Source organism: Gluconobacter sp. DsW_058 (assembly GCF_002153615.1).
Classification (GTDB): domain Bacteria; phylum Pseudomonadota; class Alphaproteobacteria; order Acetobacterales; family Acetobacteraceae; genus Gluconobacter; species Gluconobacter cerinus.
This window is the reverse complement of sequence record NZ_JOPH01000038.1, coordinates 18,708-32,626: the sequence shown is the minus strand read 5'-3', so window position 1 is coordinate 32,626 and position 13,919 is coordinate 18,708. Positions and strand designations below refer to the sequence as shown.

At 58.5% G+C, this 13,919-nt stretch carries 13 protein-coding genes; 4 read left to right on the top strand and 9 right to left on the bottom strand.

Annotation, left to right across the window (positions count from 1 at the left end; all coding sequences use genetic code 11):
- Positions 1-96: 96 nt before the first annotated feature.
- Entirely contained in the window at positions 97-480 is a 384-nt protein-coding gene (locus HK24_RS08130) for a hypothetical protein (protein WP_174694759.1), read from the top strand.
- A gap of 115 nt (positions 481-595) precedes the next feature.
- Here HK24_RS08130 and HK24_RS08125 read toward each other — a convergent pair whose 3' ends face one another.
- Positions 596-1,933, bottom strand: coding sequence for a penicillin-binding protein activator (locus HK24_RS08125; protein ID WP_369826523.1), 1,338 nt, complete (start codon positions 1,931-1,933; stop codon positions 596-598).
- 92 nt (positions 1,934-2,025) lie between these two features.
- Between HK24_RS08125 and rsmI the strand changes: the two genes are divergently transcribed.
- Complete coding sequence (gene rsmI, locus HK24_RS08120) at positions 2,026-2,859, top strand: 16S rRNA (cytidine(1402)-2'-O)-methyltransferase (protein WP_046899856.1); 834 nt, start codon at positions 2,026-2,028, stop codon at positions 2,857-2,859.
- 3 nt (positions 2,860-2,862) lie between these two features.
- Here the strand turns inward: rsmI and HK24_RS08115 are convergent, their stop codons facing one another.
- The 3 genes from HK24_RS08115 to HK24_RS08105 form a co-directional block, all read right to left on the bottom strand.
- On the bottom strand, positions 2,863-3,495 hold the full coding sequence (locus tag HK24_RS08115) for an outer membrane lipoprotein carrier protein LolA (RefSeq protein ID WP_086634057.1): 633 nt from the start codon (positions 3,493-3,495) through the stop codon (positions 2,863-2,865).
- A gap of 127 nt (positions 3,496-3,622) precedes the next feature.
- Entirely contained in the window at positions 3,623-4,999 is a 1,377-nt protein-coding gene (locus tag HK24_RS08110; RefSeq protein WP_086634056.1) for a glutamate--cysteine ligase, read from the bottom strand.
- Positions 5,000-5,074: 75 nt separating this feature from the next.
- Positions 5,075-5,815: a 16S rRNA (uracil(1498)-N(3))-methyltransferase gene (locus tag HK24_RS08105; protein ID WP_086634055.1), complete on the bottom strand. Its 741-nt coding sequence runs from the start codon at positions 5,813-5,815 to the stop codon at positions 5,075-5,077.
- 36 nt (positions 5,816-5,851) lie between these two features.
- Between HK24_RS08105 and ubiA the strand changes: the two genes are divergently transcribed.
- Positions 5,852-6,763, top strand: coding sequence for a 4-hydroxybenzoate octaprenyltransferase (gene ubiA / locus HK24_RS08100; RefSeq protein ID WP_086634054.1), 912 nt, complete (start codon positions 5,852-5,854; stop codon positions 6,761-6,763).
- Positions 6,764-6,768: 5 nt separating this feature from the next.
- Positions 6,769-7,437, top strand: a complete 669-nt coding sequence (locus tag HK24_RS08095; RefSeq protein WP_086634123.1) for a methyltransferase — start codon at positions 6,769-6,771, stop codon at positions 7,435-7,437.
- Here HK24_RS08095 and HK24_RS08090 read toward each other — a convergent pair.
- The 5 genes from HK24_RS08090 to HK24_RS08070 all read right to left on the bottom strand — a co-directional run bounded on the left by HK24_RS08090 (position 7,406) and on the right by HK24_RS08070 (position 13,913).
- Positions 7,406-8,794, bottom strand: coding sequence for an MFS transporter (locus tag HK24_RS08090; RefSeq protein WP_198942096.1), 1,389 nt, complete (start codon positions 8,792-8,794; stop codon positions 7,406-7,408). The genes HK24_RS08095 and HK24_RS08090 overlap by 32 nt on opposite strands.
- Before the next feature lie 6 nt (positions 8,795-8,800).
- Complete coding sequence (locus tag HK24_RS08085; RefSeq protein ID WP_046899598.1) at positions 8,801-10,213, bottom strand: sugar porter family MFS transporter; 1,413 nt, start codon at positions 10,211-10,213, stop codon at positions 8,801-8,803.
- A 184-nt stretch (positions 10,214-10,397) separates the two neighbouring features.
- Positions 10,398-11,789, bottom strand: a complete 1,392-nt coding sequence (der, locus tag HK24_RS08080) for a ribosome biogenesis GTPase Der (RefSeq protein WP_046899857.1) — start codon at positions 11,787-11,789, stop codon at positions 10,398-10,400.
- A 4-nt stretch (positions 11,790-11,793) separates the two neighbouring features.
- On the bottom strand, positions 11,794-13,188 hold the full coding sequence (locus HK24_RS08075) for a PQQ-binding-like beta-propeller repeat protein (RefSeq protein WP_086634052.1): 1,395 nt from the start codon (positions 13,186-13,188) through the stop codon (positions 11,794-11,796).
- Complete coding sequence (locus HK24_RS08070; protein WP_086634051.1) at positions 13,188-13,913, bottom strand: tetratricopeptide repeat protein; 726 nt, start codon at positions 13,911-13,913, stop codon at positions 13,188-13,190. Before HK24_RS08070 ends, HK24_RS08075 begins: the two co-directional genes overlap by 1 nt.
- Positions 13,914-13,919: the final 6 nt, after the last annotated feature.

Below are 13,919 nucleotides of genomic sequence, written 5' to 3'. Positions count from 1 at the left end.
CGTCATTTTAGATTGTGAAAGGGGCCGTTTGGATTTTAGCCTGACCTTATCGCAATCCACGGGCTCCCCCGCCCCGCTCTGATGAGGACTTTCCTGATGGCGCAGGCAACTCCCCTATACGATCTTTCACCCGTTTCGATGGGCGGTAATGTCGTGACGTTGAGGCAGGGTGTTCTCCCTCGTCACCGCGAATATCTGTCGCGGTGGCTGGAAGCCGGAATGCGGATGGGTCTCTTCGATGCAGAAATCACACCGACGGATTCCGGGGTCACGAACTTCGATGGAACGACACCCATTGAGCATGTTCTGGTCTGGGTCCGTGAGAACCCGGATCCAGCCTACATGCTCCGCCCGCAAGGGATGCGTTGGGTCCTGATCGATCATCTGCGCAATCATGAACTGGGCAGCTACGCCAGCTTCGAACTGGCTCTTCACACCATTCGCCCGGTTCTGCCGCTGGCCGAGACCTACGCAGCCTGATCCGCGCGGTCAGGATTGCTCCTGACACGCCAGTTGGCTTTCAGGAAAAGCCATAAAAAAACACGCGCCAATCGCCATGGACGCGTGTTTCTGTTTCTGAACCAGCAGTATTTTCTCAGCTTGGACGGACCGCAATATCCCGCGATGCTGGAACAACGATGCGGGCACCACCGCCACGCTGAATCTGGAAAATAGCGAGCGCGCGAGTGACATGACCATCAGCGCGCAGGCGGAACAGGCCATCCACACCCATATAGCCGTCCGGACGGGTCAACGCCTGAACAGTGGGGCCTCCCTGCTTCATCAGGTTGCCAGCAAGGGCTGCGGCATCATAGGCGAAATCCGTCACAGGTGACGGCGCCTGATGATAAACCGCTTTGTATTGGGCAACGTACCCATTGCGATCCTTGGCATCGGGCGCAGCATACCAGGCACCATGCAAGGCACTGAGCTTGCCGTCGAACGCCTTCCAGAGTGCTGGCCCCATGATCTGCACCTGGTCTGACGTCACTTGGTCAGCGTGTAGCGCAGTGATGATGCGCCCTAGCTCCACACCGGTATCTGCCAGCAGAAGAGCGTCAAACGGAGGGGGCGGCACCGCTGGCGCAGCAACTGGAGTTGCTGGCGGCTGCGCAGGCGTTGTAGAGTCGGCAGGCGAATCGGCCGTAGGATCAACAGCCGATGGACCGGGCGGCGTCGAAACCACAGGTGCCGGCGGCAGGCGATTAGCAATATCTGAAAGGGATTTCAGGCCATCATCAATGGTTTGGGCATCCATGGAATGAAAAACGATCTGCGGATCTTTCAAGCCGTCATCTCGGCAGGCCCGCTGTAGTCCTTCCGCCATCGCATGCCCCAGCGCACTATCTGGCAAAAAGGCTGCAAAGTTCTTGCGGCCTGTTGCACGTGCAGCATCCACCATCCGGCGAACCTGTTGCTCCGGTGTCAGGCCCATCACCCAGACACCAGGACGAGCCTGCGTGGAATCGCTTGTGAACGCCAGAACAGGCTTGCCTGCTTCAACAGCCAGCGGTGCGAGAGCCGCAGTTTCTGTAGCCGTTAGCGGCCCAAGGAGCATGGCATCGCCACGCGTCAGGGCGTCATGGGCAGCCTGAGCTGCGCCACCAGCAGCGTTGCTGTCATGGACGTCCAGCACAGGCGAGCCTTGTGAAGACAGAGCCAGCTTGGCTGCATCACGCATTCGCGCACCGATGGCACCGTAGCGTCCCGTCAGGGGAAGGATAAGGCCAACGTCATGCGCTCCAGGAGCCTGACCTGAGCCGGGAATTCCACCCACACCAGATGTCAAAGAGGAGTTTCCGCCGGAGCAGGCGGCCAGCGTCAGGAAGGTTCCTGCGGCCAGCCCAGTGCTTACACCCTTGCGCAGACGGCTCATCGGTCCAGAATAGACCCTTGAGTTCGTCACCGAGGATGCAGATGTCCGAAAAGTCATGTTCCGCTGAAACTCCCTTGAGCGATACGGCTGAAACGTTAACGGCCGCCCCGCCTTCGGAGCATGGCCCGAGAGTGGGGGGACAACTGATATTGGTTGCGACGCCGATCGGCAACCTGGCCGATATCAGCGAGCGCGCGATTGAAGCCTTGAACAGTGTTGAAGCTATTTTATGCGAAGATACACGCGTTACGGCAAAATTATTGATGTCGCGCAACATCTCCACTCCCACACGAACGCTTCACGATCATAACGAACAGGATCGCGCACCGTTCTTTGTGGAAAAAATGGTGGCTGGTGCCAGCTTTGCCGTGGTGTCAGACGCAGGTACTCCGCTTGTCTCGGACCCGGGCTATCGGCTCGTCCGGGCAGCAATCGCCGCTGGTGTTCATGTTACGGCCATCCCAGGCCCAAACGCTGTCATCACGGCTCTGACCCTTTCAGGCCTTCCCCCTCTTCCCTTCATGTTTCTCGGCTTTCCAGCGCCACGGAGCGAAGCCCGCAAGACAGGCTTCGCGACGCTTCGGGCCGCAGAACAGGCTGGCGTTCGCTCCACACTGATCTGGTATGAGGGCCCGCACCGCCTCGTCGAGACACTGGAAGACCTGATCACTGTCTTCGGCCCTGACCGCGAGGCAGCGGTTGGCAGAGAACTGACCAAACGCTTTGAAGAGATGGTGCGGGGAACGTTGGCGGAAGTGCTCGCCCATTTCCAGGACACTGCACCACGGGGTGAGATTACACTCCTGATCGGCCCCTCAGCAGAGGACGATAGCGGAGCAGATGATCTGGATACGCATCTCCGCGAAGCGCTGACCAGTCATTCGGTGAAGGATGCGGCCACTCTCGTGGCGGGAATTATCAAACTGCCCAAGCGCACGGTTTATGCCCGCGCACTGGAGCTTTCCCGCGAAACAAAGGACTGAACGTCAGTCCTCAGACTTCGGGAGCGTGAACAGAGATTGGGATACGCTCCCGCCCGTCCTGATGTCCGACAGGGCGATACGCGTTGTTCGGCCCTGAGCATCCACGACTTCCCATCCCAAAAGAGCAAGTGGCGCTTCGGAGAACATGAGGGTCAGATTCCCCTCACCCGGGCTCTCCGTTTTTTCAACCTGAAGGTTGATCTGACCGTTCTTACGATCAAATCCTGTTACCGTGACATCGCCCGAGAGCTTCAGATCAGGCCGTAGCAACAAGCCGAGGGGAGTACGGTCCAACGGCATAACCGTTACCTGTCCGACGCTCCGATCCTGAAAAACGACTTTGCCATCATTAGCGACAAGAAGAAGCGGGCTGGGACTGTCATAGTCGAAGCGCATCCGCCCCGGACGATCAAGCGTGGCTGTCCCGGCAACAGCTTTCCCATCTGGTGCAATTTGTTGAAACCGCGCCTGAAGCGTTGTGATCTGCGCCAGCGTATCCTGAACGCGCGCAACCCAGCCCTGATCCACAGGACGGAGTTGTGCGGGAACGGCCTGAGCCATGGCAGGGAGCGGAAGAGCTGCTACGGATATGAAAGCGCTGGCCACAGCCGCGCGGAAGAAAAGACGGTTCATCATGCCTCTGGAACTGCCGATCAGGTCACGGGTTGCAAAAAGCTTCGCACCTGCATTCCATAACGTGTTCCTGCACAAACCGGAAACTGATCGTAGCAGGGCTTAACGCCCTACTCCAATACGTCTGACTTCAGATCGATGCTTCGCGGAACAGCGGCTTCACATTTCCGCCCCATGCACCTTCATACAGGGCAAGCCAGTACTCAGCCTGGTTTGGGCCACCATCTGCAATCAGGTGGAGCGGATCCAGGAACTGTGCTTCGTTGCGAACACGGGCGCGAAGTCCCTGCTCCGCGAGAGCCACAACGCGCTTTGCCAGCGCTTTCAGCCCCCCGGGGAAGTCAGCCTGCATGCCTTTGGCAGGAACATCCGCACGGAGTTGCTGATAAACTTCCCAAGGCTGTTCCAATACCAGCTTTTCAGCGGCTTCCAGCGTTGCGGCATCGTAGAACAGGCCAACCCAGAGCGCGGACTGGGCAACCATCATCTCCGGACGACCGGCGTCCGCGCCACGCATCTCAAGGAACTGCTTGAGGCGCACGTCAGGGAAAACAGTCGTGAGGTGATCCTCAAAATCACCAATTGTCGGCGTCAGACCTTCCAGAGCAGGCTGCGCAGTGCCTTCCAACCAACGCCGGAAGGAGCAGCCACTGGCGTCGATGTTTTTTCCGTCCCGAGCGACGAAATACATCGGCACATCCAGCGCCCAGTCCACGTATTTCTCGAAGCTGAAATCTTCTGCGAAGAACAGCGATGGCTGGCCTGAACGCTGATTATCGGTATCCGTCCAGATACGGGCGCGATTGGAAAGGAAGCCGTTTGCTTTGCCTTCTACAAAAGGCGAATTCGCGAACAGAGCCGTGGCCAATGGCTGAAGCGCCAGCGATACACGCATCTTGCGGGCCATATCGGCTTCATCACCGAAGTCCAGATTGACCTGCACAGTACAGGTCCGCGTCATCATATCCAGGCCCAGCGTGCCAACCTTGGGCATATAACTGCGCATGATGGCGTACCGACTCTTGGGCATCCATGGCATTTCGTCGCGCGCCCAGAGCGGCTGAAAACCAAATGGCAGAAAGCCAAGTCCGAGCTCAGCAGCAGGACCGCGGATCAGATCGAAATGCTCCTGCATCTCGCTCTGCGTTTCCTGCAAGGAGACAACCGGCGCACCGGAAAGCTCGAACTGTCCAGCGGGCTCCAGAGAAATGGACCGCCCTTTCTGGCTGTTCTGCCCGGCCAGACCGATCAGCGCCTCACCGTCGTGGATCGGAGCCCAGTCCGGCCCCTCCAGTTTCCGCAACAGCGCGCCAATACCTTTGGGTTCATAAGGAGGTGCTGACAACGGTGTACGCCCATCATCCTGCCCCGGCAGTACAAAGCCGAACTTCTCGTGTTCGGTTCCGATCTTCCATTCGGACCGCGGCTTGGAGCCCCGTTCCAGAACCTCGACGAGCTGCGCCCGATTCTCGATCGTTGCGCTATTAGACGTGCCGGGATTGGACATGGCGGTTTTGCCTCGATTTGCGATCGTTGTTCGATATTGATTGAACTTGTAGCACCTCAGACTGTCCTGTCACCCTCAGGCGCCACGACGCAGTGCAAGTCGCGCCAGTCCGGCGCAGACAGCCGTCTCGGCGCGCAGTACCAGCGGCCCCAGTGTCAGCGCATGAACAGCAGGATGCTTCTGAAGCAGCGCCACCTCCGCATCGGAAAAGCCACCTTCAGGCCCAATAAGAAGGGCAGACGCGACCAAAGGACCATTCGCCCCGGGACGTCGCTCAAGAGCCGCAAACAGCGGCTTGTCCTCCGGCCATTCCGCAAGAACGGATTTCAAGGGCTCCAGCGGCTGGATTTCGGGAATATCCAGCCGCTCGCATTGTTCAGCAGCTTCACTGGCAATCAGGGCAAGGCGGTCGAGGTTCAGGCGATGCGTGTTTGTGCGCTCTGTTACGACGGGCCGAAAACACGTCACCCCGAGTTCTGTCCCCATCCGGATAACGAGTTCTGTCGCATCCCGCTTGAGGGGCGCAAACAGCAGTTCCACACCCTCTGTGACCTGAGGTGCGCGCTCTCGCGTTCCCAGCCGCACTGTTCCCTTGTCTTTTCGCAAGGTCTGGATGATGGCATTCCACTCTCCATCTCGCGCATTGAAGACACGTACCGGATCTCCAGTGCTCTGCCGCATGACATTGCCAAGGTAATGGGCCTGACTGGCGGGAAGAGGAAGTTCCAGCCCTTCCGTAAAGGGAACATCCGGCACTTCAAGATAAAGACGGGGATCAGATCGGCTCATCCTTTTCCGATAGCGCGCAACAGCCATTGACGGAAGCGCATCTGCCCCTCATCACGTGCTTTGATGAGTGAAACCCGCCCCCATACCGATATCAGCCTGACAGGCTGGACCGGCCGCCTGCCCGAACCATGGCGGTCCTACGCACTTTTGGCCCGACTGGATCGCCCGGTTGGGACATGGCTGCTGTTTCTCCCTGGGGTTTGGGGATTATTCCTTGCACCGAATGCGCCACTCGGACTCCGCGTTGTCTACACGGCCCTTTTTGCGTTCGGCTCACTCGTTATGCGCTCTGCCGGATGCGTAGTGAATGACATCTGGGACCGCGATATTGATGCCAAGGTTGCCCGAACCGCGGGCCGTCCGCTTGCCAGCGGTGCGCTCTCCCTGAAGCAGGGCCTTAAGCTGCTGGCCTTTTTACTTCTGTGCGGTCTGGGCGTTCTGGTGTGCCTGCCCCGCGCATGCTGGCTTCTGGCGCCCTTTGCTTTGCTGCTTGTGGCGCTCTACCCCGCGGCGAAGCGTGTGACGTGGTGGCCACAACTCGTCATGGGCTTCACGTTCGGTTTTGGTGCGCCCATGGGCTATGCCGCAGCAGGGGGCGGCCTGGATGGAAATGGCGCGCTGCTATATGGCGCTGTCATCCTTTGGCAGCTCGGCTTTGATACCATCTATGGCTTCCAGGACATGGAAGATGACGCCCGCATCGGTGTTCGCTCCACGTCTCGCCTGATGGAAAAGCGCGCTCGGCCCTTTATTGCCACCTGCTACAGCTTGATGCTTCTGGCGCTGGGACTCGTCGCCATTCATGCCCATCTGCATCTGGGGTTCTGGCTGTTCTTCCTGATCGCAGGGGGCCTCCTTCTCCAGCAGGCTCGCACGCTGAACCCATACGATGCGCCAAACTGCCTGCGACAATTCAAGCAGAACGTTCCAATCGGTTTCCTTCTGGCTCTGGCCTTTATCTGCGGAAGACTTTGAACATCATGTCTGTCAGACTGCAGGACCCCGCGGCATTTATCCGCGAGAATACGGCGGTCGAGACCGCCAGCCTTGTTCCCGAAATTCCCCTGCATCTGGCAACAGACATCACCCCCATCTGGCAGACCAGCGAAGCCTTCCTCGAAGCGCACGGTATTGAGCCCCCGTTCTGGGCATTTGCGTGGCCAGGCAGCCAACTTATTGCGCGATATATTCTGGATAATCCTCAGCGCGTCGAAGGCAAGAGAGTTCTGGACGTGGCGTGTGGATGCGGATTAGCCGCCATTGCCGCCGTAAAAGCGGGTGCGTCTATCGCAGCGGCCAATGATATTGACCCTATGGCTCTCGAAGCAACGGCCCTTAACGCTACGCTCAATGCCGTGACAGTAGCGCTTTGTCCGGGCGATCTTGTCGGTTCAAAGCCGGACTGTGATCTGCTGGTGATCGGAGATGTCTGTTACAACGAGGCGATGGCTGCACGCATCATGCCATGGCTGCTGGAATGTGCCCGGCACTGCGAAGTCTGGCTCTGTGATCCAGGTCGCCACTACGCTCCGAAACTGGATCTGGACATCCTGATTCAACAGAACGTCCAGACCACTCAGGAATTGGAAAGTACCGATCAACGAACGACGACGCTCTTCAGTCTGCGAGGTATTTCCGCCCAAGACTAAGGGCAGATCCCGTTAGCGCGGCGATCATCGCGCCTCCAAGGCAGATGAAGGCTGGATGTGGGAAGATCGTGAAAAGAGCTGCAACGAGCAGCGCACCCGTCGTCTGGCCACCCAGTCGTGCGACGGACAGCATGCCGCTGGCCCCACCTTCCCGCCCAGCCGGCGCAGAGACCATGATGGCCCGATTGTTGGGTGGCTGGAAAAGCCCGAACCCACATCCGGCCAGAAGCGTCCGCCACGCGATCGCAGCGTTGCTCGCTTCCAAGGGCAACAACCAGAGCAACATAAAGCCGAATGCTGTCAGGAGCAGTCCGAGCGAGGAGAGAACTGAAGCGGGAAAGCGGTCAGCAATCTTTCCAACAACAAACGACATCACTGCAACGCCAACAGCCCAAGGCGCAATCAGCAAGCCAATCGTGGAATCTCCACGATGAAAAGCCGATGCCAAGGTGAACGGCATGGCGACGATGTAGAGGTTGGAGGCCACAAAACCTAGAAATCCGACCAGACACGCCAACAGAAAAGGCCGCCGCGCCAGCAGATCCACCGGGACAATCGGCTCACGCCGTCCCTTTTGATACCGCAGAAGCAGCCACCAGCAGATGATACCCGCTCCCGTGAGCAACGATCCTGGTAGAAAATCGCCGTGCATCAATCCGTCCAACCCGATGCCGAGCAAAGCGAAGGACGCTACGGTCAGAAGGGAGCCCGGAATGTCTGCCTGCGTCTCGCTGCGCGGTGTCTGTGGCAGCGCAAAATGGGCCATGACGAGAGCGGCAAGTGCGAGTGGGAGATTGATCCAGAAAATCCAGGGCCACGTCGCGACCGAAAGGACGATCGACCCAATTGTTGGGCCAAGCGCGACGCCAATCCCGACAAACAGACCGTTCAGAGCAATGCCCTTACCAAGCTCTGCGTGGGGATAAATGAAGCGTACGAGCGCGATATTCACGCTCATGATGCAGGCGCCACCCACACCTTGAAGGGCGCGCGCCAATGTCAGTTCCAGCAGGTTCTGGGACAGGGCACAGCCAACGGACGTAATGAGGAATAGAAAAATCCCAATCTGGCTCATGCGGGCAAAGCCTACTCGGGAGCCAAAAGACGCGAGTGGGAGCAGACAGGACAGATTGGCGAGCTGATAAGCGTTCACCACCCAGATCGCCCGAGACGAGGGGGCGTTCAGATCATGGGCGATGGAGGGAAGCGCCACGTTTGCTATGGCGTAATCCAGAACGGAGAGAAGCAGCCCAAGAAGAACGGCTGACATTGCTTTGGCACGCTGGGCTCCGTAGAGCCCAGCGTGCCGTTGAGGGTCGACGCCGAGATCACTCTCGTCCGCCGCCTTGGCTTTCATCACGATTTAACGTCCCAGATTTCTAAGTTTCTTGCCCGAAAACAGATTGGCCTCAAGTGTCTCCAGGGAAACACCTTTCGTTTCCGGAACCATCATGAGGGTGACGAGAACAAAAAGTCCATTGAACGCTGCAAACATAATGAATGTTGATGCTGCCCCCATAGCCACCATGATCATGGGGAAAGTCTTGGAAATGGCCCAGTTTGCAGCCCAGTTCGTAACCGTTGAGCAGCCAATTCCAAAATCACGTCCGCGCGTTGGCTGAACTTCGGAACACAGCGTCCAGACCAGCGGTCCCTCTCCGATTGCGAATCCGGCGACGAACAATAGAACAAATCCACACAGTGCGATCTGTGCCTCAAAGCTCGACGCGCCCACGGCCAGCAACGCACCCACGCCCAAGAGCGCAAAACCCGCAATTGCGCAGCTTAGGATAAGCAAAGGACGGCGCCCCCACTTGTCCACGCAGGCAATGGCAACGCCCGTCAGAATCATATTCGTCAGACCAACGAGTGTCGTGGCCCAGATGGACGCGTTGACCCCGAAATGAGCGGCCTGAAAAACCCGCGGCGCATAATACAGGAGCGCGTTGATACCCGTGAGCTGCTGCATGACCTGCAGAAGCATTCCGAGATAGACGGAGCGCCGAAAGTTGGGATTGCTCCGGAAAAGGCCAAAGCCAGCGTCGCTGCTTTTGTGAAGACGCGCCTGAATATCTGCAAGCTCAGCTTCTGCCACTTCTTCGTCGGAGCGAAGGCTATTGAGCACGCGACGCGCATGATCCTTGCGTCCCTGCATCATCAGCCAGCGCGGGCTGTGTGGCAGGATCAGGACAATGCCCAGAAACAGGGTGGCAGGAACAGCCATAATCCCCAGCATCCAGCGCCAATGCTGACCTGTTGCCAGCAGACTGTCAGACACGAAGGCCAGGAAAATCCCGAGCGTGACCATGAGCTGATAGAAGGAAATCATGGAACCACGCGCAGATTCCACCGTAATTTCAGAAATATAGAGAGGAGCGGCAAACGCCGCCAAACCGACAGCAAGCCCCAGGAAAACGCGCCCGACAATCAGCACCAGAGCAGAAGGCGCCAGCGCACACAGTAACGTTCCTACAAGGAACAGAACCGCAGCCACGAGCATGGCCCCTGTCCGGCCATAGCGGCTGGAAATCCGACCGGCGGCGAGAGAGCCGAATGCTGCTCCCGCCATCATCGAAGATACGATCCACCCCTGCAGGGCGTCACTCGCGTGAAAATCTGTAGCGATAAAGGGCAAGGCGCCAGCGACAACACCGGTATCGAGACCGAACATCAGACCAGCGAGAGCTGCCATGATGCCCAATGCCGTGGCGCGCGCCGTGCTGCGTTGAGGCTCTCCTGAGGAGCCTTCACTGCGAACCGCAGCAATCCCGACCATAATCTGTAATCCTCATCTCTAACTCAGGCCTGATGTAGGGCTTGGCGGCTCTTCTAGGGCCGAACACCATGCACCGCCATAGGCTGACGAAGGATTAGGTATACGAAAATGGGGAGTTTTGCAGTCCTGTGAGAAGATTTTGTTCCGCTATGCGTTCATTGCATAACGGAACAAAAAACAACTCTCACTTATCCGCGTAAGGATTTGTCGTCCCGCGAAGCTGAATACGAATGGGCACACCAGGCATATGAAATGTCTCGCGCAGCCCGTTCACCAGATAGCGCTTGTACGCATCGGGCAGCATTTCTGCTCGGGTACCGAAAAGAATGAATGTCGGCGGACGAGCCTTCACCTGCGTCATATAACGCAGCTTGAGGCGGCGTCCATCAACCAGAGGCGGCTGATGACGGTCCAGCATTGCTTCAAACCAACGGTTCAGCTCACCCGTCGTGACGCGCGAATTCCAGACTTCGTACGCTTTCCGGACAGCCGGAAGAAGACGGTTAACGCCAGCCCCTGTCAACGCCGAGAACGTGACGACCGGGATGCCACGAACCTGAGCAAGGGACGTCTCGATCCGGTCTGAAATGGCCTGACGTGTAGCAACGCGGTCTTCAACAGCGTCCCACTTATTGAGAGCCAGAACGCAGGCGCGGCCTTCCTTCTCAATCAGACGGGCAATTTGAAGATCCTGCTCGTGCACACCTAGTGTGGCATCGATCGTCAGCACGACGACTTCCGCCATTTTCAGCGCTTCAATAGAGGCGGAAACAGACATGCGCTCAAGATGCTGCTCGACACGGGCGCGCTTACGCATCCCTGCCGTATCAACAAGCTTGATCGGGCCATGTTCGTCATGCAGATCGACGGAGATCGAATCGCGGGTCAAACCAGCTTCAGGGCCGGTGATCATCCGCTCTTCACCGAGAAGACAGTTCAGAAGCGTGGATTTGCCTGCATTTGGGCGCCCAACAATCGCCAGATGAAGCGGGCCAGCCGGGCGCTCTTCAGGCTCTTCGCCCTCTTCCGGCTCCTCGTCACGACGACGACGGCGCTCCTGCTTTGGAGCACCGGGAAGACGATCGACGATCTCTCCCATGAGGTCACTGATGCCCTCACCATGCTCGGCGGACAGCGCCAGTGGCGTGCCCAGACCCAGCGAGTAGGCCTCCAGTGCGGAATTGGTTCCCGCCTGCCCCTCTGCCTTATTGGCAATCAGCAGAACCGGACGGTTCTGACGACGCAGCCAGTTGGCAAAATGAGCGTCAGTTGGCGTGATACCGGCGCGTGCGTCGATGCAGAACAGCACCAGATCTGCCATGGAGACGGCAGATTCGGACGATGCACGCATACGACCGAACAGCGTGTCCGGGGCAGCTTCTTCGAGGCCCGCCGTATCAATCACACGGATGCGGCGACCGCGCATGTGGGCTTCGCCCTCCTTGCGGTCACGCGTCACACCGGGCTGATCGGAGACGAGCGCCTGACGACGCCCGACAAGCCGGTTGAAAAGAGTGGATTTCCCGACATTCGGACGCCCGGCAATAACAACTACGGGCAGATTCTCAGAGGTCATTCGTTCAGCCATAGGCCCGCAGAACAGCATCCTGGGACAGCGTCAGAACCAGACCGTCACAGACGATCGGCTGAACCTGGCATGGAGCCGTGGTTTTACGGGTCGATTCAATTTTGCCGGTTACGGCATCAACAATCACCATGCCTTCCTGCGGCAGGGTAGAGAAACAGACCAGCTTGCCGTTTACGAGCAGAGGCCCCACCCACTGGATGGCGTCCTTCTGCACTTCCTGTCGGCGGAAGCGGCGAAGCTGGGTAATCCAGCGTACGTGGCCGGACAGACGGTCCAGACAGGCAAGCTGCTGATCGGTGGACAGGACAAACATCCAGTCACCGCAGATTGTCAGGGGCGTCTGGCCACTGACTTCGCGCTCCCACAAGCGACGTCCGGAGCGCATATCCACAGCCACAAGAACGCTAGACATGGAAATGGCATAGGCCGTGCCATCCTTGATGACCGGAGCCCCGCGGATGCAGGAGAAATCCAGCATGGCGCCCATACCGTTGGCACCGCCAAGGCTATCGCTCCACACCATTTCACCAGAAGCCGCACGCAGCGCGACGAGGTCGCCACTGCCAAAGCCTGCCAGAACCACACCATCTACGATCGCAGGAGCAGCCTGCCCGAAGATGACGGTGTCCGCACCCGTTGCCTGATATGTCCAGACCTGTCGGCCCGTGGCAGCCTCAAGTGCGTAAAGACGCTCGTCAATTGTCCCGAAAACGACAAGACCATCGGCAATCGTGGGGGCCGAGCGCCCGGGTGTGCCGAGATCGACAGCCCACTTGATCTTGCCACTGGCAGCATCAACGGCCAACGCCTGCGCAACGCCATCCACGATGTAGAGGGTCTCTCCATCGAGTGCGACGCCGCCGCCAATGTTGGTGGAGCGGGACTTTTTAGGAGCTGGCTGATGGGACCAGAGCTGCTTCATGCCCGGCCACGTCCAAGCCTTCACCACACCCTGTGCATCCGTGGTGAAAATCCGACCATTCCCGATCACCGGCGGGGACTGAATGGCCCCGCGGCTGTTCGGCATGATGGCCACCATGGACAGGAAGCTCGTCGGGTTCACCTCGGCACCGATAGAGCGGCTCCATTTGATGTCCGAACCATTCCAGACAGCATTGACGGCAACATGGTCCGGCGTGCGGTCAGGCTGAAGCCATTCCGTCACGGACTGCGGTGCAGACAGTGTGATGGGCGTATGATCTTCCGGATCAACGGTCAGACCTGCCCCAGTGGAGAGCACGTCAACGCGATGGCCGGCCAGCGTGGGCTTCTCATCATCGTTGAAGAGGCTGCATCCACCCATCGCAGTCAGAGCGGCGCCAGAACAGGCAACACGCAGCATCGAACGGCGGTTCATGGGCGCAGAAGAACGGTCAGGACGGCGCATTAACCAGCGTCTCCAAAAGTTTCGAGAAGAGCCTGTGCACGCGCACGAGCCCCTTCAGGTGCAGATACACTTCCAACAATCTGCGTCAGAAGGCGACGGGCTTCTTTCTGCTGGTCAGCCGTCGCATCCGGACGCAGATCCAGAGCAACCAGACCTTCCTGAGCCAGAGCTGACCAGGCGCCACCATTCTGCGCAAGCGCTTCATAGCCGGGACGCAACGTCTTCGGATCCGCCGTGTTGGTCTGAGCATTCAGGACCATGTAACGGGCCATGTCCTTCAAGGCAGGCTCAGCGACAGAATCGGACGCGACGCTATTCCAGGCCTTCAAAGCAGATGCCAGATCATGATCCTGCATCTTCAGATCTGCCAGACGCAGCGCTGCATAAGACCGCACGCCAACAGGTCCATGATCTGCCAGATCCTGAAAAACTGTCTCGGCTTTCTGCGTGACAGTCTTGTCGTGCTTGGGATCAGCCAGCGTCTCAAGTGTATTGAAATACTGAGCTGAGGCAGCCTGCTGGGCCTGCTTCCGGGCATGATTCTGCCACTCCCAGACACCGCCGCCAATCGCTCCCACGATGACGACACCTGCCACAACAGCACCCCATCGGCGCGCAGCTGCCCGTAGGCGCTGAAGCCGAATTTCTTCGTTCACCTCTGTGATGAAATCGTCCGCCACCTGGTCCCCTGCTGGATCGGTCTTGTAAAGTTCTGGCGGAACCATACAGGC